At 62.1% G+C, this 20,325-nt stretch carries 18 protein-coding genes; 12 read left to right on the top strand and 6 right to left on the bottom strand.

Features of this window, described 5'->3' with window-relative positions:
- The 7 genes from IB265_RS16435 to IB265_RS16405 all read left to right on the top strand — a co-directional run bounded on the left by IB265_RS16435 (position 1) and on the right by IB265_RS16405 (position 10,567).
- Positions 1–858, top strand: a complete 858-nt coding sequence (locus IB265_RS16435) for a serine hydrolase (protein ID WP_057251739.1) — start codon at positions 1–3, stop codon at positions 856–858.
- A 31-nt stretch (positions 859–889) separates the two neighbouring features.
- The gene (locus IB265_RS16430; RefSeq protein WP_057251738.1) at positions 890–2,434 is read left to right on the top strand and encodes an ABC transporter substrate-binding protein; all 1,545 of its coding nucleotides are present in this window, start codon (positions 890–892) and stop codon (positions 2,432–2,434) included.
- 114 nt (positions 2,435–2,548) lie between these two features.
- A complete protein-coding gene (locus IB265_RS16425; RefSeq protein WP_192494927.1) occupies positions 2,549–3,988 on the top strand; it encodes a M20 family metallopeptidase in 1,440 nt (479 codons plus the stop codon).
- Positions 3,989–4,244: 256 nt separating this feature from the next.
- Positions 4,245–5,498, top strand: coding sequence for a plasmid partitioning protein RepA (gene repA, locus IB265_RS16420; protein ID WP_113133081.1), 1,254 nt, complete (start codon positions 4,245–4,247; stop codon positions 5,496–5,498).
- A 4-nt stretch (positions 5,499–5,502) separates the two neighbouring features.
- Complete coding sequence (gene repB / locus IB265_RS16415) at positions 5,503–6,579, top strand: plasmid partitioning protein RepB (protein ID WP_057251735.1); 1,077 nt, start codon at positions 5,503–5,505, stop codon at positions 6,577–6,579.
- Positions 6,580–6,921: 342 nt separating this feature from the next.
- The gene (locus IB265_RS16410; RefSeq protein ID WP_057251734.1) at positions 6,922–9,774 is read left to right on the top strand and encodes a DNA translocase FtsK; all 2,853 of its coding nucleotides are present in this window, start codon (positions 6,922–6,924) and stop codon (positions 9,772–9,774) included.
- A gap of 172 nt (positions 9,775–9,946) precedes the next feature.
- Entirely contained in the window at positions 9,947–10,567 is a 621-nt protein-coding gene (locus tag IB265_RS16405; RefSeq protein ID WP_082615904.1) for a DUF930 domain-containing protein, read from the top strand.
- A gap of 134 nt (positions 10,568–10,701) precedes the next feature.
- Here IB265_RS16405 and IB265_RS16400 read toward each other — a convergent pair whose 3' ends face one another.
- From IB265_RS16400 to IB265_RS16375, 6 genes are all read right to left on the bottom strand, one after another.
- Positions 10,702–11,580, bottom strand: a complete 879-nt coding sequence (locus IB265_RS16400; protein WP_057251733.1) for an SDR family NAD(P)-dependent oxidoreductase — start codon at positions 11,578–11,580, stop codon at positions 10,702–10,704.
- Positions 11,577–12,359 (bottom strand): hypothetical protein, encoded by a 783-nt coding sequence (locus IB265_RS16395; protein WP_057251732.1) that lies wholly within the window; start codon positions 12,357–12,359, stop codon positions 11,577–11,579. The genes IB265_RS16400 and IB265_RS16395 overlap by 4 nt, the downstream gene beginning before the upstream one ends.
- A 10-nt stretch (positions 12,360–12,369) precedes the next feature.
- Positions 12,370–12,957, bottom strand: a complete 588-nt coding sequence (locus tag IB265_RS16390; RefSeq protein ID WP_057251731.1) for a protein-S-isoprenylcysteine O-methyltransferase — start codon at positions 12,955–12,957, stop codon at positions 12,370–12,372.
- Positions 12,958–13,176: 219 nt separating this feature from the next.
- Entirely contained in the window at positions 13,177–13,749 is a 573-nt protein-coding gene (locus tag IB265_RS16385; protein WP_057251730.1) for a hypothetical protein, read from the bottom strand.
- Positions 13,750–13,896: 147 nt separating this feature from the next.
- Positions 13,897–14,028: an ABC transporter gene (locus IB265_RS16380; protein ID WP_082615903.1), complete on the bottom strand. Its 132-nt coding sequence runs from the start codon at positions 14,026–14,028 to the stop codon at positions 13,897–13,899.
- Positions 14,029–14,214: 186 nt separating this feature from the next.
- Positions 14,215–14,802, bottom strand: a complete 588-nt coding sequence (locus IB265_RS16375; protein ID WP_057251729.1) for a L,D-transpeptidase — start codon at positions 14,800–14,802, stop codon at positions 14,215–14,217.
- 332 nt (positions 14,803–15,134) lie between these two features.
- Between IB265_RS16375 and IB265_RS16370 the strand changes: the two genes are divergently transcribed.
- The 5 genes from IB265_RS16370 to IB265_RS16350 all read left to right on the top strand — a co-directional run bounded on the left by IB265_RS16370 (position 15,135) and on the right by IB265_RS16350 (position 20,324).
- Positions 15,135–15,890, top strand: coding sequence for an SDR family NAD(P)-dependent oxidoreductase (locus IB265_RS16370; RefSeq protein WP_057251728.1), 756 nt, complete (start codon positions 15,135–15,137; stop codon positions 15,888–15,890).
- Positions 15,891–16,076: 186 nt separating this feature from the next.
- Positions 16,077–17,150 carry a LacI family DNA-binding transcriptional regulator gene (locus IB265_RS16365; protein ID WP_057251727.1) on the top strand — a complete coding sequence of 358 codons (1,074 nt, stop codon included), beginning with the start codon at positions 16,077–16,079 and terminating at the stop codon, positions 17,148–17,150.
- A 19-nt stretch (positions 17,151–17,169) separates the two neighbouring features.
- A complete protein-coding gene (locus tag IB265_RS16360; RefSeq protein ID WP_057251726.1) occupies positions 17,170–17,916 on the top strand; it encodes a transporter substrate-binding domain-containing protein in 747 nt (248 codons plus the stop codon).
- Positions 17,917–17,995: 79 nt separating this feature from the next.
- Positions 17,996–19,651, top strand: coding sequence for an amino acid ABC transporter permease (locus IB265_RS16355; protein WP_057251725.1), 1,656 nt, complete (start codon positions 17,996–17,998; stop codon positions 19,649–19,651).
- 10 nt (positions 19,652–19,661) lie between these two features.
- Positions 19,662–20,324 carry an SDR family oxidoreductase gene (locus IB265_RS16350; protein ID WP_057251724.1) on the top strand — a complete coding sequence of 221 codons (663 nt, stop codon included), beginning with the start codon at positions 19,662–19,664 and terminating at the stop codon, positions 20,322–20,324.
- The last annotated feature ends 1 nt before the right edge of the window (position 20,325 follow it).

Below are 20,325 nucleotides of genomic sequence, written 5' to 3'. Positions count from 1 at the left end.
ATGAGCAACGAATTCAAGACCGGCGCGATCACGGCCGAACTCAACGCCATCGCCGATGCCCAGCCCTTTGTTACGCGCTTCCTCGTGCGCAATCTGCAAACCGGCGAAACGATCGGTCGTGGTGAGCGTGATGAAACGCCGTCCGCCAGCACCCGCAAGACCTCGATCATGATGGCGGCGCTGAAGGCGGTATCGGAGGGGCGCCTGGATCTTGATGAGCGCATCACCTTCGAAGCACGCCTCGCCCAAGAAGTGGCGAGCGGCATGTTCCGCTACCTGACGCCGGGCATCGTCATTTCGCTGCGCGACGCAATCGTCGGCATGATGGTGCTGAGCGACAATGTCTGCACGAAGATGGTGTTCGAACGGCTGACGCTCGAAGAGGTCGATCGCTATTGCAAGGCGCTCGGCATGGTGGGCACGCACCACCGTTTCCTCATTCCGCCGCTGGCGCTGAAGCCCGATCATTCGCTTGCCGACGTTACAACCACGACGGCGGCCGACCAGGTGATGTTGTTTGAACTGATCCTGGCGGCTGAGCACGATGCCGTAGCAGCAGCCAAGCTCGGTATCTCCCTCGAGCTCGCCAGTTTTGCCGTGCAGACGCTCAAGAACCAGGTGCTGCGCTACGGCATCCGTTCGCGGCTTCCCTTCCAGGTGGTGGCCGCCTGCAAGGGCGGTCGGGGAAAACGCGGCCGAATGGATGCCGGCGTCGTCTATCGCGATGGCAAGCCGCTCTACGCCATCGCTGCCTTTACCGACGGCGTGCCGATGCTGATGCCGGACGGAACGCCCGGCTACACCATCGCGCTCGAAACGATCGGCAAGCTGTCGCAGGCCTGCTGGCGCGCCTTTTGAACCGACAACCAACAACAAGAGAGAGGAACCCATGAAAACCATACTTCTTGCCGGCACCATGCTGATGAGCGCGATCGCGCTCGGCCACGCGCGCGACCTGACGGTGGCGCAAAGCTCCGACATCCGCAGCAACGAGCCCGGCGTCAACCGTGACGGCAATACCGACTCGGTGATCTTCCACATCGTCGAAGGTCTCGTCGGCTATGCCGAGAACGGCGAAGTGAAGCCGCTGCTCGCCAAGAGCGTCGAGGTTTCCGCCGATGGTCTGACTTATACGTTCAAGCTGCGCGACGACGTGAAGTTCCACAACGGCAAGGCGCTAACCGCGGAAGATGTGGTCTGGAACTGGACCCGCTACATGAAGCCGGAGACCAAGTGGACCTGTGCCGGCGATTTCGACGGCGGCAAGTCGATCAAGGTGACGAACGTTGCCGCAGCCGATGCTTCCACCGTCACCATGAGCATCGAGAAACCGTCCGCGGTCTTCCTCGGCCTGATGGCGCGCCCGGAATGCGGCTACACCGGCATTGTCTCCAAGGATTCCGTCGGCGCTGACGGCGCCTTCGTCGCGCCTATCGGCACCGGTCCGTTCAAATGGGCCGAGTGGAAGAAGGGCGAATATGTCCGGCTCGAGAAGAACGCCGACTATGTCTCGCCCGACAATGACGGCAAGCCCGATGGCATGGTCGGCTCGAAGCGGCCGCTCGTCGACGGCATCAAGTTCATGGTGATCCCGGACGCTTCGACGGTGAAGACCGGTCTGCTTTCGGGCGCGCTGGATACCGCCGAGGTCTCGGCCGATCTCATCGCCGAGTTCAAGGGCAGCGACACGATGCAACTCATCGTCAAGCGCAACAACGGCAAGAACCTGCTCTACTTCCAGACCCGCGACAAGGTGCTGAGTAACGTGGCGGTCCGCCGCGCCATGGCCGAGGCGCTCGACCTCGATCAGCTCGTCGCCGCCGTTTCCAACGGGACCGGTGAGGCCAATTCGTCAATGGTCTCGGCCGACTCGGTCTTCTATTCCGACGTCCAGAAGAAGAAGATTCCGATGGACTTGGAAAAGGCGAAGAAGAACCTCGCCGATGCCGGCTACAAGGGCGAGCAGATCACCATCATCGCCAACAAGCGCGGCAACGTGCCGAGCTTCCCGGCGGCCGTCGTCGCCCAGGCGATGATGCAGCAGGTCGGTCTCAACGTGCAGATCGAGGTGCTTGACTACGCCACCCAGGTCGATCGCCGCCGCTCCGGCAATTACCAGGTGATCTCGCAGTCGGTCTCGCCGCGCCTCGATCCCGCGCTGATGTACGGCTTCTATGTCGGCAACAAGGACAAGAACGCCTCGCTGATGTGGGACAATCCGAAAGCGGTCGAACTGATGAAGGCGGCTTACATCGAGGCCGACCAGGCCAAGCGTCAGGCGATCTTCGACGAGTTCCACCAGTTGATGCTCGACGAGGTCCCCGGCATCTTCATGTACGACATGGTCGACATCTGGGGCGCCACCAAGAAACTGCACGGCCAGCCCGTCTGGCAGTCCAATACCCGTCTATGGGAAGTGACGCTTGATGACTGATCCGGCGCTGGCCTGATCTGACCAAAGAGATGGCGGCCGCTCTGCCGCCATCTTCAATCCACCGATAGCAATACTGATGCGACCGCGCACCGCGCCGTTGCAAAAGGAAGATTCATGCCAAAATCATCCGCACTGACCGCCCTTGTCGAAACCGTCGAGGCGCTGAAGCCCGAATTCGCCGCGATGAGCGACGCGATCTGGGAACATGCGGAACTGAGCTTTCACGAGGAAAGGTCGGCTGCGACCCAGATCGCGATGCTGGAGAAGTACGGATTTCGCGTGTCGCGCGGGCTGGCCGAGATCGATACGGCCTTTGTCGGTGAGGCGGGCGCGGGCGGTCCGGTGATCGCCTTCCTTGGTGAGTTCGATGCGCTGGCGGGCTTGAGCCAGGTGGCCGGCGTCGCCGAAGCACGGGCAGAGGTCGAAGGCGCTACCGGCCACGGTTGCGGCCACAATCTGCTCGGTACCGGCTCGTTGCTCGCTGCCGTCGCGCTTGCCCGCTACCTGAAGGACAACGGGCTGCCGGGCACGGTGCGCTATTATGGTTGCCCCGGCGAGGAGGGCGGTTCCGGCAAGACCTTCATGGCGCGCGCCGGCGTCTTCGCCGATGTCGATACGGCGCTGACCTGGCATCCCGCACCCTTCAACGGCGTTCGCTCGACCAACAATCTCGCCGTGCTCGAAATCTATTACCGCTTCAAGGGTGTGGCGGCGCATGCGTCCAACGGCGCCCATCTCGGCCGCAGTGCGCTCGATGCGCTGGAACTGATGAATGTCGGCGTCAACTTCCTGCGCGAGCACATGCCGCAGGATTGCCGTGTGCACTATGCGATCACCGATGCGGGCGGCAAGGCGGCAAACGTCGTCCAGGCGCGTGCCGAGGCGCTCTATCTGGTGCGGGCGCCGCAGATGCCGGAAGCACTGGCGCTGGCTGCGCGGATCGACAAGATCGCCAAGGGCGCGGCGATGATGACCGAGACCGAGGTCGAGATCGTCTTCGATCCGGCGGCGACGAACCTTCTGCCCAACATCGCACTGGAGACGGCAATCCATCAGAACATGGTGGCGCTCGGCCCGATGCCTTTCGACGAGGCCGACATCGCCTTTGCCAAGGACATCCAGAAGACGCTGACGCCGGAGGCGATATCGAGCAGCATCCGGCTCTACCAGATCAAGGGCGACGTCTTCGCCAGCAGCCGTCTCGACGGTTCGACCGGCTTGCATCTCGGCCTTCGCGATTTCGAGGGGCAGTCGCATTTCCGCGCCGGCTCGACCGATGTCGGCGATGTGAGCTGGATCACCCCGACCGCGCAATGCTGGGCACCCGCCTGGGCAATCGGCACGGCGCCGCACACCTGGCAGGTGGTGGCGCAGGGCAAGAGCCCGGCCGCGCACAAGGCTTTCGCCCATGCGGCGAAATCATTGGCGGCAACGGGTCTCGATCTGATCCTCGATGCCGATCTGCTGGCGCGCGCAAAGGCGGAGTGGCGCGAAAAAACAGAGGATAAACCCTATCAGTGCCCGATCCCGGATCACATCGGCCCCAAGCTCTGATTGCTGATTTGACGGTTTTATCGAACGCCCGCGCCGCCGTCGCGGGTGTTTTCTTTTGCGAGATTGGCACCCCCAGCGTGTCGCTCGCCATTGCCGCCGATCGCGGTCGAAGTCTTGACGCGAATCAGAAGCTTCGGCATCTCTGTTACGGAGTTTTTCGAATAAGTGCTGATTGGCCGTATTTGGATTAAATCTCTGTTAGTGCATCGCCGCAGCGTTGTGCCGCGATGCATGCAAGGAGTAGGGCGAAATGACGATGACGGCAACCCAGGCAAGGCAGGACGCGGATCACTCCCAGGCTCGCCGTCCGGCCGACGAAGCGATCGCGGCCGATGCGCGCGCGCTTTCCGACCAGTTGAAGGCCATGCGCGAGCGGCTCTTCCCGCCGACGGCGATGAAGACGCTTCGCAGCTTCACCTCGGGCGAGGCGGCCAAGCTGATCGGTGTCTCCGACGGCTATCTGCGCCAGCTTTCGCTTGCCGGCGAGGGCCCACAGCCGGATACGGGGCTCGGCGGTCGCCGGTCCTATTCGCTCTCCGACATCAACGCGCTTCGCCGTCATCTCGCCGAACAGGCGCTGGCCAAGGGCAATGCCGTCAAGGCGCGTAGCTACCTCAAGTGGCGTGACCGGGGAGCAGGCGAGCACCTGCAGGTGATCTCTGTCACCAACTTCAAGGGCGGCTCCGGCAAGACGACCTCGTCGGTGCACATCGCGCAATATCTCGCCATGACAGGCCATCGCGTACTGGCCGTCGACCTCGACCCGCAGGCCTCGCTTTCCGCCCTCTTCGGCTATCAGCCGGAGCTCGACCTCACGGGCAACGACACGCTCTATGGCGCGATCCGCTACGACGCCGAAGCGCGGCCGCTGAAGGACATCATCCGCAAGACCTATTTCGACGGTCTCGATCTTGTGCCCGGCAATCTCGAGCTTCAGGAGTTCGAGCATACGACGCCGCAGGCGCTGAGCGCCCGCCACAATGGCAGCGATGCCGGCCCGCTGTTCTTTGCCCGCGTGCAGACAGCGCTCGCCAGCGTCGCCGATGACTATGATGTCGTCATCATCGATTGCCCGCCGCAGCTCGGTTATCTGACACTCTCGGCCCTTTGCGCTTCGACCTCCGTCATCGTCACGGTGCATCCGCAGATGCTCGACGTCGCCTCGATGAACCAGTTTCTCTACATGACGTCGGATCTCTTAAGCGTCGTGCGCGAGGCCGGTGGCGAGCTGAATTTCGACTTCCTGCGCTATCTCGTCACCCGCTTCGAGCCGAACGACGGGCCGCAGGCACAGATCGTCGGCTTCATGCGCTCGCTGTTTGGCGAGCGGGTGCTGACCTCGGCCATGGTGAAATCGACGGCGGTCTCGGACGCCGGCCTGACGAAGCAGACGCTTTACGAGGTCGGGCGCGAGAATTTTACGCGCGCCACCTACGACCGTGCGGTCGAATCGCTGAACTCGGTCAACGGCGAGATCGAAGCACTCATTCATGCGGCATGGGGGCGCTGATCGAATGGCTGGCAATCGCAAGAACGAACTGCGCGCCCTCTTCTCCGGCAATGTCCAGCCGGCAGGTCCGGCCGCGCCGGCTGATGAAACGCAGCCTGCCACTGCGGCGAGCGCCCAGCCCGCCCAGCCCATGGCCGCCAAGGCACCGCTTGCCGAAGTTCCCCGCGCCGCTTCCGGCGCGATCAAGGCCATGGGCCTTTCTCTCGGCAGCATCACCCGTGAGGCGGAAGAGGCGCGCGCGCTGCGCGAAGCCCTGACGCAGGGCGAGCGTGTCGTCGAGCTCGATCCGGACCTGGTCGATGCCTCCTTCGTCGGCGACCGCCTGACGGATGGCGAAACCGACGACCCGGATTTCCTGGCGCTTGCCGACAGCATCCGCGACAGCGGCCAGCAGTCGCCGATCCTGGTGCGTCCGCATCCGGAGAAGCACGGCCGCTACCAGACGGCCTATGGCCACCGGCGCCTCAACGCCGTGCGTAGCCTCGGCATCAAGGTCAAGGCGATCGTCCGGCCGCTGACCGACGATGAGCTGGTGCTCGCCCAGGGCAAGGAAAACGCTGAAAGGCGCAACCTCTCCTTTATCGAGCGGGCGATGTTTGCCTCCGCGCTTGCCGACCGCGGCTTCGACCGCAAGGTGATCGGCGAGGCGCTCGCCGTGCAGAAGAGCGAGCTGTCGCGTTTGATCCAGGTTGCTGAAGGCGTGCCGCCGGTTATCGCCCGCGCCATCGGCCCGGCGCCGAAGGTCGGCCGTGAGCGCTGGATGGCGTTTGGCGCCCTGCTTGAAGACGAGGCCGCGGTCCAGACCGCGCAGGAGGAGTGCCGCTCACGGCGCTTCCTCGAAGCCGAAAGCGACCACCGGTTCCAGATCCTGTTCACCCGGCTATCGCGCAAGCCGAAGGTGGAAACGGTGAAGCCTGAAACGCTGGTTGACGCCGGCGGACGGGCCTTTGCCAAGCTCAAGCGCGACGGCAAGAACGCCCGCATCGAGTTTGCCGCCGATGTCGATCCCGCCTTCATCGACGAGGTGGCCGAGCTGCTTGCCAAGCATCACGCGGCGTTTGCATCGGGCCGCGAAGGCTGACCGACACCAGCCTCTCTCAAGTTTCCAATCGGGCCTGCGTGACGCCCTCACGCAGGCCCGATTCGTTTTCTCGGTGGTACCGGTAGCAGGTCACCACAGACACCCCTTTCCAGGCGTCGATAGCGCGCCTGTCCAAGAAATATTTTCACGTTGTGGCAAATGGCGACGGAACGCCGCGGTGGCCATTGGCATGCCGGGGGTTGCGCGTGCTTCAGTCCGTGATCGACGAGGTTGGTTACCCCTGGTTTCGGGACGAAACGGGGCGTTGGAAGGGACTTGTTAACCTTCATTTCCTATCGCTTAGAAGGCCCCTCGGCGATGTCTCTAGCTCTTCCAGGACCCATGCGTATTCCCAGGACAAACTTCTCACAGGCTGCTTTGCATGATGCAAACCAGGCGGATTATTTCGATGGTCCGCAGGATGATGCGTTGAGCGGTATGCCCACCCATGAGGCGGCGACCGCCGACCCCTATCAGTTGTACGAGGCGCCCGCAGCGCCCCGCAAGCCGGCCAACCAGCAGACCGAAACCATGAGCCGCGCGACGCGGCTCTATGGGCAGGGCTCTGCCTATGCGCCTGCACAGGTGACGGCGACGACCAGCGAGCCGCTGCCGACCCTCTCAGAGATCGCCGGCCACTACGGTGACTCCACCTGGGAGAGCCATTTCTTCCTGGCACCGAATGTGCGGTTCACCCGCACGCCCGAGCGCGAGTTCATGAAGCGGCGCGCGCCGCAGATGGACGAAAGCGAAGTGGCCTCCGAGGAGGCGCCGGTGCTCGTCGAAACAGACGGGGCAACCGTCGAAGCGACGATGGAGCCTGCGCCGGTTTCCGCCGACGCCGTAGTGCCTGCCGTACCGGTCTTGGCTGACGAGACACCCATGGATGCTGCGGTAGACGACGCGCCGCAGTCTGAAGTGACCCTGCCATCCTACAGCCCGTCCGAACTTTTGCGCATGCTGACCAACCAGCTACCGACCTGGACCGCGGCGCAGAACACGATCGAGCCGCCAATGCTCGATCGCGTCGAGGCTTCGGCTGATGACGGCGTGGCGCTTGTGCCGGTTCTCACGGCGCCGATCGCCGTTTCCGAGCCTGTCGTGGAGGCGCAGTCCGTGACCGCTCCAGAAACGGCTGCCGCCGATCGCGGCGCGGCACAATCGAGTTTCCTCTCCGATTTTGCCTTCTTCGAATTCGGTCCGGCCGAAGACACCGAGGCAGCCGGCGAAGAAATCGCCCACCCGAAGCCTTTTGTCGAGACGCCTGCTCCTTTGCCAATGGTCCCGGTCGTCACGCCCGTTGCCGTCGCGCCGCCGGCACCCGTTCGTCCGGTTGAAATCCGCCGCATGCCGCCGACCGGGATCACCTCGCTGTTCCGCGTCGTCGATGTGCGTGGCGCAAAGCCAGAAGAGATTCCGGCACCGCAATCGCTTGCCGCCGCTGCCGAGGTCGTTGCCGACGTTGCGCCGGTCGCCGTTGCCGCGGAACCCGTGTCCGTCGCCCCAGCTGAAATTGCCGCAGAACGCGTCGAAAGCGAACCGGCACCCGTCGCGTCGAAAGCCGCGATCACCATGCCGGCACAGGTCACCCGCGCGCCGAACACAATGCCGGCGATCGGGGTGGTTGAACGCACATTTGCCGGCGATGCCTACGAGTTTCCGTCCGAGGAGCTCCTGCAGGAGGCGCCCCAAGGTCAGGGCTTCTTCATGACGCAGGAGCAGCTCGAACAGAATGCCGGCCTGCTGGAAAGCGTGCTGGAAGATTTCGGTGTCAAGGGCGAGATCATTCACGTCCGCCCCGGTCCGGTCGTAACCCTCTATGAATTCGAACCGGCGCCGGGCGTGAAATCGTCCCGTGTCATCAACCTCGCAGACGATATCGCCCGCTCCATGTCGGCACTTTCAGCCCGCGTCGCCGTTGTTCCCGGCCGCAACGTCATCGGCATCGAACTGCCGAACGCGACCCGCGAGACCGTCTATTTCCGCGAGCTGATCGAATCCGTCGATTTCCGCAAAACTGGCTACAAGCTGGCGCTTTGCCTCGGCAAGACGATCGGTGGCGAGCCGGTGATTGCTGAACTGGCGAAGATGCCGCATCTGCTCGTCGCCGGCACCACCGGCTCGGGCAAGTCGGTCGCGATCAACACGATGATCCTGTCGCTGCTCTACCGGTTGAAGCCGGAAGAGTGCCGCCTAATCATGGTCGATCCGAAGATGCTCGAACTCTCCGTCTACGACGGCATCCCGCACCTGCTGACGCCCGTCGTCACCGACCCGAAGAAGGCGGTGATGGCGCTGAAATGGGCCGTGCGTGAGATGGAGGACCGGTACCGCAAGATGTCGCGGCTCGGTGTCCGCAACATCGACGGCTACAACCAGCGTGCAGCCGCCGCCCGCGAAAAGGGCGAGCCGGTGATGTGCACCGTCCAGGCCGGCTTTGAGAAGGGCACCGGCGAGCCGCTGTTCGAACAGCAGGAAATGGACCTGGCGCCGATGCCATATATCGTCGTCATCGTCGACGAGATGGCCGACCTGATGATGGTCGCCGGCAAGGAGATCGAAGGTGCGATCCAGCGGCTTGCGCAGATGGCGCGTGCCGCCGGTATCCACCTGATCATGGCGACACAGCGTCCCTCGGTCGACGTCATCACCGGCACGATCAAGGCCAACTTCCCGACCCGCATCTCGTTCCAGGTCACCTCGAAAATCGACAGCCGCACGATCCTCGGTGAACAGGGCGCCGAACAGCTGCTCGGCCAGGGCGACATGTTGCACATGCAGGGCGGCGGGCGCATCGCCCGTGTACACGGTCCCTTCGTCTCCGATCTGGAAGTCGAACACGTGGTCGCGCATCTGAAGACCCAGGGACGCCCGGAATACCTCGAGACCGTCACGGCCGACGAGGAGGAAGAAGAGCCCGAGGAAGAAACGCCGGTTTTCGACAAGAGCGCGCTTGCGTCCGAGGACGGTAACGAACTCTACGACCAGGCGGTCAAGGTGGTCCTGCGCGACAAGAAGTGCTCGACCTCCTACATCCAGCGCCGCCTTGGCGTCGGTTACAACCGCGCCGCTTCGCTGGTCGAACGCATGGAGAAGGAAGGCCTCGTCGGACCGGCGAACCATGTCGGCAAGCGCGAGATCATCTACGGCAACCGCGATCATATGAGCGCACCCGACAACGACGATATGGATTGATTTCGGTCGGTTGGTGTGCCGGCGGACTACTTCGACACTATCGCATTAAAACCAGCGCCGCCGTCGACAAGTTGTTGGCGGCGGCTTTCTTATGCAGATTTCGGTGATAACTTCCCCGCGGCACGGGGCCTTCTACCGTATTTTGGGCGTCACCAATTGGATGATGTGATCCATGCACGCAGCAGGGCAGCGCCGTCATGGCGCAACGATTTGGTGCAGTCTTGCGCTCGCCATTGTCCTTCATGCCATCGTCATCCTGGCACTCTGCTTCGTTCCTGAACCTGAGGCCCCAATTCCTTTCCCGGAGGAAAGCGTCGCCGTTGAAATAGTGAAACTGCCGACGGTTGCTGCGGAAACAACCAAGCCCAGGTCCGGTGCTTCTCACGTCGGTGAGGCAGTTGCGCAAGAAGCCGCGCCCGAACGGGCCGTACCGGCGGCGACATTGCCGGACGTGCAGCCGGCAATTCAAGCCAAGCGGTTCTTTTCGGCGGCAATTCTCGCCGACCCGCGCAGCAAGCAGGCGCTGAAGGGGCTCTCCCAGCTCGCGGCGGATGAACGCATTGTCCAGATTTGCAATCTCGAGGCTATGGAGCAGGTTCATCGCTGGCGAGTTGATTTCAAACCGGATTTTCTCGTTGCCTACGCTATGGCGGATATCCGATTGGTAGGTACGAACCTCCGCGCCGATGGTGCTGCATTTTGCAGCAACGACCGCTGGTACAACATTAAGTTCGACTGCGAAGCTGCCCCGGATATCAAGCGTCGTCGCGTTCGAATTTCAGATGGGCGATGAGATTCCTGAGAGTGAATGGGAGGGGCACTTCCTCTCCGCTGGCACCAAAGCCCGCTGATCGCGGCAGTGGTCGACGTCCGACCGCTTGGTGCGTGCTTTGGCCCTATCCCACGGGAAGCTGGCTGCGGGGCGGATCAAGCCGAGGCTGTCCCGCCTTTTGGGTGACCTGCGCGGCAGCAGTGCTTGAGCATCTTGCCGGATCCGCAAGGGCAAGGGTCGTTGCCGCGCAGTTGCAGGCGGCCAATCAGCGGCAATAGCGCCGCGGAGGGGAGGATCCCTGAAATCAGGATCGCCAATCTGGCAGACATGCCGGGAATGACTAGCCGTCGGCGGGCTTTGAAGCCGCGCCAAGCGCAGTTCGCCACGTATTCCGGAGTGGCTTTCGGCAAAACCTTGAACAATGCAGCCCTGTTGGCGCCTGATTTTTCAAGGAATTCGGTCGACACCGGCCCCGGCGCGACGCAGGTCACCGTTACACCCGTCTTCCGCGTCTCCTGGTACAACGACTCGGAAAAGGAACGCACGAACGCCTTGCTCGCGTAATACATGGCCATGTACGGGCCGGGGGTGAAGCTGGCCACAGAGGCGAGGTTGATAACGCCGCCACGGCCTCGCTCGACCATGCCCGGCAACAGGTGCAATGTCAGGTCAGCGAGGGCACGGATATTGACGTCGATCATTCCAACCTGGTCGGCAATCGGCAAAGCGGTTGCCGCGCCACGCAGGCCATAGCCGGCGCTGTTGACGAGGACGTCGCAGAGAAGGCTTTCCCGCGCGAGGAACTCTTCGAGAATCGTCTTCGCATCGTCGGCGGTGAGATCGACTGGTAGGGAGAATGCCTCGCCGCCCGCCTGCTTGATGGAGGATTCCACGGCGTGCAGCCCCCCAAGTGATCGTGCGACCAATACGACAGGTGCACCATCTCGCGCGGCAAGCTCGGCAATGGCTCTGCCTATGCCTCGTGACGCTCCGACTACAACAATTGCGAGTCGTGGTTTTTGATCCGATATCATGCTGACGGTTCCGGCGCCGTGCTTGGCAGGATTTGAGCAGCGGAAAGGCTAGCCACCTCGTCAGCGATCTCCCCGTTCAGTATTTCCTCGAAACGAGCCAATGCGCGCGCGACATTGGCGCCGTCCATGACGCGGTGGTCGTAGTGAATGCGTACGGTGACCGATCCGTCTTCGCCGATCGGGCCATAGTTGAAGATCGTCGTGAGCGGCGTCAGCGGATTGAGCGACTCGGCACCCAGGCCGGAATAGACCGACAACTGGAAAGTCCCGAATCGGTGGCCCCGCTGACGTCCCATGTTGAGGCCGAGCCACATCAACAACCTCCGCAGCGGCGCGGGCAAGCGCGCAATTTTCAGCGCACGCCGGAATTCCCTGATCTCAAGAACGGGACGGGATCGAGCCTCCTGAAGCAGGGCGCTCAACTCGGGGATCGACCGCTGCTCGGGTGTCTTGATCGTACTGAGAAGCACAACCCGTTCACCTTCGTGTTCGCGCTCGTGCGCCACGGACGCGACGCTTCCCGGGTACTCATAGAGTTGCGATCTTGGCAGCTTGACATAGGCCCGGCGGAGCTCCGGTGTCTCCTTGGAAAGTAGCCCGTACCCCTTGAGGAACAGCACTGTCCAGGAGGGGCGTTCCGTCTGGCTCGTCCTGGCTTCCTGCAATCCACTGATATTCATCTGTCGCTGTACCGTGACCCGCGGCACGGCGATCGAAAATCGCATCAGATCCCCGACAAGGCGTCGTGCCGCAGAAAGCTTGACCGGTCGGCCTCGCATCGTGCCACCTCTAGTAAAGATAAGGTATAATGCGCTTGGTCCTGTCCATGTAGGCGCGATACTCAGGACCGAAGAATTCCAGCATCAGGCGCTCCTCCTTGTCCACACGCAGGAAAAAAAGCACGGCGAAACCAGCGACTCCCAAGAGGCCCGCCACCCAGTTCGACAGCAGAAACATCTGGCCGATCGCCATGAGCAGGAAGCTTGTATACATCGGATGGCGCACGACGGCATACGGGCCCTTGCTGATCAGTTGATGCTTTTCGCGGATTTCCAGCGAGATCGACCAGTTTCGGCCGAGTTCCTTGTGGGTGCGACGGAACGTCCACAGAGCCAAAGCAAAGATCAGGCCCCCAAGCCCCACCATCCAGGCATGCGCGGGATAGTCGGCAAATGCGGGAATTCCTGTTGCAACGTAGAACCCAGGCAAAATCGCAAGGCCTAGTAAAGCGGCAGCCAAGCCAATCGTATCGGTCACCGAGCGGCGGCTGCTCATCACCCGCACACGCTTTGCACGGCGCTCGAATGGGTAACGAACCACATACCAGGCAACGATGCCTATGACCCACACGATTTCGCCAATGGAAGCGACAGACATGTTCACGTTGATTCACCTAAGCTTTTGTTGGGCTTCTGTACGCCGCAACGGCAAAGGACGAGACTGCCATGCGCCGCTTCGACCTGACAAGGTGCTAAAGTTGAGGAGTGCGCGCCAAGGCTGATGTCGGCTCGACCATGAGGGGCGCTGGTCGTAGCCAACGATGGCGCATCTGACCCTTGGTCGCCTGATAGCCGAGGAGTCTGTGCCCTCGTCAGCCTACCCGCCATTCATCTCGCGTAGCCTTGTGATGAATTGCTGGGGCCTGAGCCAGATGCCCGGTGTCTTGTATCCCATGGAACGCGCGATATCGGCCACAAACGCGTTGCAGTTGTAGAGCGACGCATGCCAGAACTTGGCTTCGGCCTTGAGTTTTCGGATTTTGGCGACGACGTCTCTGTACTCCGGTTCGGTCAACATGACGCGCCAGCTCGCAGACCTGTATCGGTCCTCAAGGTCACCGTCGCTCACGCCCGTCTCGGCCGGGACGGGGAGAACATGGCCCAGCACGTAGGGAGCGGTGTCGTTTGTTGCAGGAGCAAGTCCCGCCACTTCCGGATTGACCATCGCTCCCGACTTGGTCAGGCGGCCAAAAACCACATAGGAATGGCCGTAACTGAGCGCATAACGCGAGCGGAATTCGATGAAGTAGCCCTGATCGCGCTGTTGCGATGGGCTGCCCGCAACGCTTGAGACATAGCGTGGCTGCGGGCCCTTGTCTTGCGATTGGCACGCCGTAACCGCCATGGCGGCTAAGACGACGAACGGAATGCGACCTAGTACACGCGTCATTACTGCGCCAAATCTCCCGAATTCCAATGGGCACTTGAACTTGCCGCCTGGGCTTATCGATCCACGCGCCACGACGCATGGCCAAGGCGGCCACGATCATTCAGGGCGGGGAGGACCGTGAGATCCTCCCCGAATTAGCGTCAGTCACTATTTGTAGACGGGCGCCGGTTCTTCGGCCACCGGTGGCGGGGCCTTGCCTTTGCCTTTGCCGATTGTTCCGCAAGCGGAGAGGCTGGCAACGGAAAGCAACGCAACTGCTACGATTAGAATTCTGCTCATCAATATTTCCTTCCCTCTGTGATCGGAATGGTTATTCGAAGGCAACATTCATAGTATTAGTGGCATTTCGAGATTCGGCCTAGTGCGGAAAGGGCACACTCGTCAGTCGGATTATCGTTACCAAACTTTGAAGATTTAAATGCATGTCGGCCTTACCCCAATACCGCACTCAGATAGAGTACATCATCAAATGATCAATACCGGAGTTCCAACAGGCGTCCGCGCGTAGAGATCAACGATATCGTCGTTCGTAAGTCGGATGCAGCCGTTGGAAACCGCCTGCCCTATGGTCCAAGGTGCGTTCGTGCCGTGGAGGCGGAACTTGGTATCCTGACCGTTGCGATAAAGGTATAGGGCTGAGGCCCCCAACGGGTTGTGGGGACCGCCGGAAACTCCACCGGCGTATTGCGCCAGCTCCGGCTTGCGTCTGATCATGCTTGCGGTCGGCGTCCATGACGGCCATTCGGCCTTTCGGCCGACAACGGCCTGGCCTTTGAGGGTAAGGCCCTCCTCTCCGACGCCTATTCCGTAGCGCATCGCCCATCCACCATCTTCGATCGAGTAGAGGTAGCGTTGCGTAGTGTCCACAACAATCGTTCCGGCTGGCTCGTTGCCGTCGTATCGGACGTGTTGTTTTCGGTAGCGGCGATCGACGCCGGGCGTTCCGCCATACAGGGATGGAAACGAAACGCGCGGCCAACTTGAACTGCACCCGGCCAACAGCCCAAGGCTGCCGATGACCAGGAATCTCCGTGTAATGCGGTGATTGTCCATCTTTACCTGCTGAGAAAAATGGTGCGCCCCGATTCGTTTTTTAGCATTACAATATTCTCTGTCCAAGTTCCAATGAACTACACCCGGCAACAGGATAGATAATGACACTCCAGGTTTTTCACCCGCGTTCCGGGTGAATTGGACAGAAAGGACTGTATATCTGGAAAGAGGGCCTGGGTGCAGTGCATGAATCGGGTAAAAAAATATCGCGATTCTTGTGTGTTGCTGCTGCTGTTTGATTGGAAGATCGGGGCTTCGAGTGCATTTCATGGAATGACTTGCGATGTCGCGCGCGCTGGATTGGTCGAAAGCTAAACGTTAGGAATGACAGTATGAATCTAGGCTTCGCTGGGAAGGTTGCGCTTGTGACGGGCGCCGGTTCCGGAATTGGCGCAGCCGTGTGCCGGCAACTCGCTGCTGAGGGAGCGGAAGTAGTTGCTGCGGATGTTGACGCTGCCGCCGTGCGCCTGGTTGCCGAAGAAATTCGCGCGAACGGGGGCAAGGCCCACGATGTCGCGGCCGATGTCGCCGATCCCGCCGCGGTGGAAAAGCTGGTGGCGTTCGCCGTGCAGACCTGTGGTGGTCTGCATCTGGCGGTCAACAACGCCGGCATCGAAGGCATCCGCAAGGCGACAGCCGACTATCCACTCGATGGCTGGCATGCATTGATGAACGTGAACTTGCATGGCGTTTTCTACTGTATGAAGTACGAGATCGCGGCCATGGTGGCGCAAGGTGGGGGCGCCATCGTCAACACGTCTTCCATTCTGGGCTCAGTCGCGCTGCCGACCGCTGCCGCCTATACGGCCGCCAAGCACGCAGTGGTTGGGCTGACGAAGGCGGCCGCGATCGAGTATGCCCGAGCTGGGGTTCGCATCAATGCCGTGGCGCCTGGCTGGATCGACACGCCGCTCTCTTCAGAGAATGCGGACGTGGCAAGCAGTAGACGCATGATGTCGCTGCAACCAATGGGACGTCGCGGTACGCCAGACGAGGTAGCGGCTCTGATCTGTTTCCTGTTGTCGGAGCAGGCGAGTTTCATCACCGGAAGCGTTCACCTCGTAGACGGCGCCTATACTGCTCACTGAGCTAGCTGCATCTCTCAATCGTTGAAAAATTGATGCCCCGCTGGTCAAGGCCGGTGCCGCTAGCGGCGACCGCGCCTTTTCTGCATGCGTATCATCCAAAATAAAAACGTTTTTATTTTCCTTGAAAACGTTTTTATTGGCTGCTACCTCTAATCTCCAGGAGAAGGCCGGGGCCTGGGAGGGTGCATGGCGACTGAGATCCACAGGGTGCGGCGCACACCGACGCCGACAATCAAGACCTTGGCCGAGATGACGGGCTATTCCATCGCCACGATCTCGAAGGCGCTGCGCGAATCTCCCGTGGTCGCCCCGGCGACAAGAGACATCATCTACAAGGCGGCACGCGAGGTCGGTTACCAAGCCAACGCGCGCGGGATGGCGCTTCGCACCGGCAAGAGTTTTCAAGCCGCCGTGCTGATGCCGGTCACTGCCGCGCGTGACTACGAGTGGGACGGCGTCGAGTACACCCAGACCTTGAGCGGCATCAGCCAGGCGCTCGATGGCACGGACTATCGCATGTCCGTGCATGTCATCCGCGATGCGGCCGATGGTGCTGAAGCCGCGCGCCGGATCGTCGATCAGGGGCTGGCCGATGGCCTGATCTTCTCTGGCATTCTCGCCGAAGACCCGCGCATCGATCTGCTCGTTGCCGAGCATTTCCCCTTCGTCTCGATGGGGCGCTGCCACAAGGATCTCGACTATGCCCATGTCGACATCGACAACGAATGGGCCGCCCATGCGGCGACCGCGCGACTGATCGCCGGTGGCCACCGTCGCATTGCGCTTGTCAATCCGGAGCGGCGGCTCTCGTACGCGATCGACAGGATCGACGGTTTTGTCCGGGCGTTCCGCGAGGCGGGTCTCGATGCGCCGGTGGAACTGATCGCCGAGGGCGACCTCTCGACCCATTTCGGCCGGAAGACGGTGATCGACTTCCTGCAGCTCGACGATGCCCCGACCGCTTTTGTCTGCATCAACGAATCCACAACGCTCGGCGTGCTCTCGGGACTTGGCAGCCTTGGCCGCCAGGTCGGCGTCGATGTCGACGTCATCGCCTATGACGACATCAATGTCAGCGCCTACTTCACGCCGCCGATCACCACCTTCTACCAGCCGATCGAGGTGCTCGGCCGCACGCTCGGACAGTTCCTGCTGCGCCGCATGGAGGGGGAGGACCCTGGGGCGTTGCGGCAGGTCTTCAGGCCGACGTTGATCGCGCGGCAGCCTGACAATCTCGGCGGCCGCCTGAGCCAAAGCTAATTATCCAAGGAGGAGAACCATGAAAAAACTGATGATTGCCCTGGCTGTAGCAGCCCTTGCTTCGAGCGTGTCTCACGCCGCCGATCTCGGCGGCAAACTGCTGAAGGTCGGCTCCGACACGACCTCGCCACCGATGGAGAGCATCGATCCGGCGACCGGACAGGTCGTCGGCTTCGATGTCGATGTGGTCAACGCCGTCTGCGCCAAGATCAACTGCCAGGCCGAATTCGTCACGACTGGCTGGGACGGCATCTTCGCAGCCCTCGACCAGGGCAGCTTCGACCTCGTCGCGTCGGGCGTCTCGATCACCGAGGAGCGCAAGAAGGCGATGGATTTCTCGGATCCCTACATCGTCAACAGCCAGGCGGTGCTGATGCGCGTTGAAGACCAGGGCATCACGCTCGACCGCTTCAAGGACGCCGGCAGAAAGCTTTCCGCCCAGGCGAACACGACAGATGCCCAGGTTGCCGAGGGTGTCGTCGGCAAGGAGAACGTCGCCGCCTACGATACCTTCAGCGCCGCGATCATCGCGCTCAAGAACAAGGACGTCGACGGCGTCGTCATCAACGGCGCCAATGCGGCCGCCTACGAACGCGAATTCGCCGGGGAGCTCGTCGTTGCGATCAAGGACCTTGAATCCGATCCGCTCGGTCTCGTCTTCCGCAAGGGCGACGAAAACGTTGCGGCCTTCAACGAGGGCCTGAAGATGATCAAGGACGACGGCACGCTCGACCAGCTCGTCAACAAATACTGGGGCCTCAAGTAAGCTCACAATGCCGATCGGACCCGGAGCGCGTGCTCGCACTCCGGGTCTTCCGTCTGTCTACTATGCCCCGGAGGAATGAATGTCGTTCCTGAGAAGCGTGCGTCCGAGCAATCTCATCATCCTGACCGCGCTGCCCTTCATCATCTATCTCTTCATTTCCTCCGGCGACTACCAACGCTCGCTGAGAGCGATCCTCGGTGTCGAAAACGGCTCGTCGGCCTTCGTGCCGGGCTTTCTGGCGCTGGCGATCGCGTTTGCGTCAGGGATCACTTTGCTCGTTTTCTCGCGCGCCAAGGCGCCGCGTCCGCGACTGGCCAATGTCGCAGCCGTGCTCAATCTTGCCGCGGCGGCCGTCCTCGTCATCGGCCACAACATCCATCCCTTCGTCGCATCCGTCGTTGCCAACGGTGTCGATCCGTTCAAGTCGACACTGATCGCCAAGGGCGTGACGCCACGGCAATTGACCGAGGCGGCCGATCTGATGGTGCGTGGCGTCGAAGCGTGGCTGTTCCCACTTTATTTCGCGGTTACCGTGATCGGCCTCGGCCTTTTCTTCCTGAGCAAACGTTCAGGCTCAGCGCCTGACGACCGGGTGCGGCGCCTTGCCCGCTGGATCCTCGGTATTGTCAACGGTGCGGGTCTGGTCTTCGTCTTCTTCTTCGCCCACATCGCATTTGCCGCGGGCGTCGCGACCACCATCCGTGCGGCGATAGCGGCCTACATCCTGGCAGCGCTGATGGGCCTTGTCTGGGTCGGGTTGCTGCAACTCAGATCGACGGTCAGGACCAGCCTCTACTTCGCCATTGCTACGCTGGTGCTGGCGCTGGCCGCCGGCTGGTTCCTGCTGCAGCCGCGCGATACCTACGTGCTCGCCGGCACGCTTGGGGGCAAGGTCGGCATCGTCACCAACACACCGGCGGGCCTGATCGGCGCCGTGCGTTTCGGCCAGTATGACGGCGCGCCGCAAGCGGAGACCCCGGTGCGCACCTTTGTCGGCCCAACCGAGGCGCTGGCCTCGATCGCCAAGGGCGAGGGCGTTTCGGCAGCACTGCTGCCGGCAGCCTCCGCGCCAGCCGACATGCCCGTGCTCTGGAAGACCGAAGCACTGAACGACCGCGATCGGGCAGCGGGTGTCACCGTTGCCGTGCTTGCCATCATTCTTGGCCTGCTGACCTTCGGCGGCTACCTGCATCAGCGCCACCCGCTGGCGATCGGTTCGGAATTCATCGTCGATACGATCCGCGGCATCCCCATGCTTGTGATCGTGCTCTATGTCGGCCTGCCCTTGAGCGGCGCGCTCAAGGATGCGACCCAAGGCGTGCTCGACCCGCCGAACCTGATGCGCGGCATCGTCGCGATGGCGCTTGCCTACTCGGCCTATCTCGCCGAAATCTTCCGCTCGGGCATCAACGCCATTCCGGTCGGCCAGGTCGAGGCGGCGCGCAGCATCGGCCTCAACCGCTGGCAGACGGCACGCCTCGTCGTTCTGCCGCAGGCCTTCCGCATCATCATTCCGCCGCTCGGCAATGAACTGATCGCGATCCTCAAGGACACGTCGCTGCTGTCGATCCTGTCGATCCGCGACATCACCCAGCGCATGCGCGAGTTCCAGTCGGCAAGCTTCCTGCCGTTCGCGCCCTATAACTCGGCGGCGATCTTCTACATCTTCCTGACGCTGGCTGCCGCCAGCCTCGTCAACATGATCGAGCGGAAATATGACATCAAGCACCGCTAGACATCGCACCGTGCTGATTACAGGCGCTTCCCGCGGGCTCGGGGCAGAACTGGCGCGGATCTATGCCGAGGACGGCTGGCGCGTTCTCGGCTGTGCGCGGGGGTCCATTCCGCGCACGGACGAAACGGATCGGTTTCACCTGGATGTCGCCGACCCCGCCTCGATCGAGGCTGTTGGACGGGCGCTTCAGGGCGTGGCGATCGACGTGCTGATCAACAATGCCGCCGCGCGCGGCGACACGGGCGGCCTTCCAACGCTTGAGACGGACGACTTTCTCACTGTCATGCGCGTCAACGCGCTGGCGCCGCTTCTGGTGACGCGGGCGCTTCTTGCCAGCCTTAAGGATGGAGAGCGTCGGGTCGTCGCCAACATCAGCAGCCGCGCCGGCTCACTCGCCGAGGGCACGCTCGACGACGACGACGGCGACTACGCTTATCGCTGCTCGAAGGCGGCGCTGAACATGGCGACGGTCAAGCTCGCCCAGGATCTGAAGGGCGACGGGATTTCGGTGCTGTCGCTGCATCCCGGCTGGGTGCAGACGGATATGGGTGGCAGCGATGCCGTCGTTTCGGTGGCAGCGAGCGCTGCCGGGCTGAAGGCGATCATCGACAGGGCAGATATGGCCGATAGCGGCAGTTTCCGCGCCTATGACGGGCGGCGGGTTTCGTGGTGAC

It is taken from the genome of Ensifer sp. ENS10 (assembly GCF_014852025.1).
Lineage (GTDB): Bacteria > Pseudomonadota > Alphaproteobacteria > Rhizobiales > Rhizobiaceae > Ensifer.
This window is presented reverse-complemented; position numbering and strand designations above follow the sequence as displayed.

What these genes read in the sequence shown, in the direction of transcription:
- IB265_RS16435 (WP_057251739.1), top strand. Translation starts at nt 1, where the DNA reads ATGAGCAACGAATTCAAGACCGGCGCGATCACGGCCGAACTCAACGCC.
- IB265_RS16430 (WP_057251738.1), top strand. Translation starts at nt 890, where the DNA reads ATGAAAACCATACTTCTTGCCGGCACCATGCTGATGAGCGCGATCGCG.
- IB265_RS16425 (WP_192494927.1), top strand. Translation starts at nt 2,549, where the DNA reads ATGCCAAAATCATCCGCACTGACCGCCCTTGTCGAAACCGTCGAGGCG.
- repA (WP_113133081.1), top strand. Translation starts at nt 4,245, where the DNA reads ATGACGGCAACCCAGGCAAGGCAGGACGCGGATCACTCCCAGGCTCGC.
- repB (WP_057251735.1), top strand. Translation starts at nt 5,503, where the DNA reads ATGGCTGGCAATCGCAAGAACGAACTGCGCGCCCTCTTCTCCGGCAAT.
- IB265_RS16410 (WP_057251734.1), top strand. Translation starts at nt 6,922, where the DNA reads ATGCGTATTCCCAGGACAAACTTCTCACAGGCTGCTTTGCATGATGCA.
- IB265_RS16405 (WP_082615904.1), top strand. Translation starts at nt 9,947, where the DNA reads ATGCACGCAGCAGGGCAGCGCCGTCATGGCGCAACGATTTGGTGCAGT.
- IB265_RS16400 (WP_057251733.1), bottom strand. Translation starts at nt 11,580, where the DNA reads ATGATATCGGATCAAAAACCACGACTCGCAATTGTTGTAGTCGGAGCG.
- IB265_RS16395 (WP_057251732.1), bottom strand. Translation starts at nt 12,359, where the DNA reads ATGCGAGGCCGACCGGTCAAGCTTTCTGCGGCACGACGCCTTGTCGGG.
- IB265_RS16390 (WP_057251731.1), bottom strand. Translation starts at nt 12,957, where the DNA reads ATGTCTGTCGCTTCCATTGGCGAAATCGTGTGGGTCATAGGCATCGTT.
- IB265_RS16385 (WP_057251730.1), bottom strand. Translation starts at nt 13,749, where the DNA reads ATGACGCGTGTACTAGGTCGCATTCCGTTCGTCGTCTTAGCCGCCATG.
- IB265_RS16380 (WP_082615903.1), bottom strand. Translation starts at nt 14,028, where the DNA reads ATGAGCAGAATTCTAATCGTAGCAGTTGCGTTGCTTTCCGTTGCCAGC.
- IB265_RS16375 (WP_057251729.1), bottom strand. Translation starts at nt 14,802, where the DNA reads ATGGACAATCACCGCATTACACGGAGATTCCTGGTCATCGGCAGCCTT.
- IB265_RS16370 (WP_057251728.1), top strand. Translation starts at nt 15,135, where the DNA reads ATGAATCTAGGCTTCGCTGGGAAGGTTGCGCTTGTGACGGGCGCCGGT.
- IB265_RS16365 (WP_057251727.1), top strand. Translation starts at nt 16,077, where the DNA reads ATGGCGACTGAGATCCACAGGGTGCGGCGCACACCGACGCCGACAATC.
- IB265_RS16360 (WP_057251726.1), top strand. Translation starts at nt 17,170, where the DNA reads ATGAAAAAACTGATGATTGCCCTGGCTGTAGCAGCCCTTGCTTCGAGC.
- IB265_RS16355 (WP_057251725.1), top strand. Translation starts at nt 17,996, where the DNA reads ATGTCGTTCCTGAGAAGCGTGCGTCCGAGCAATCTCATCATCCTGACC.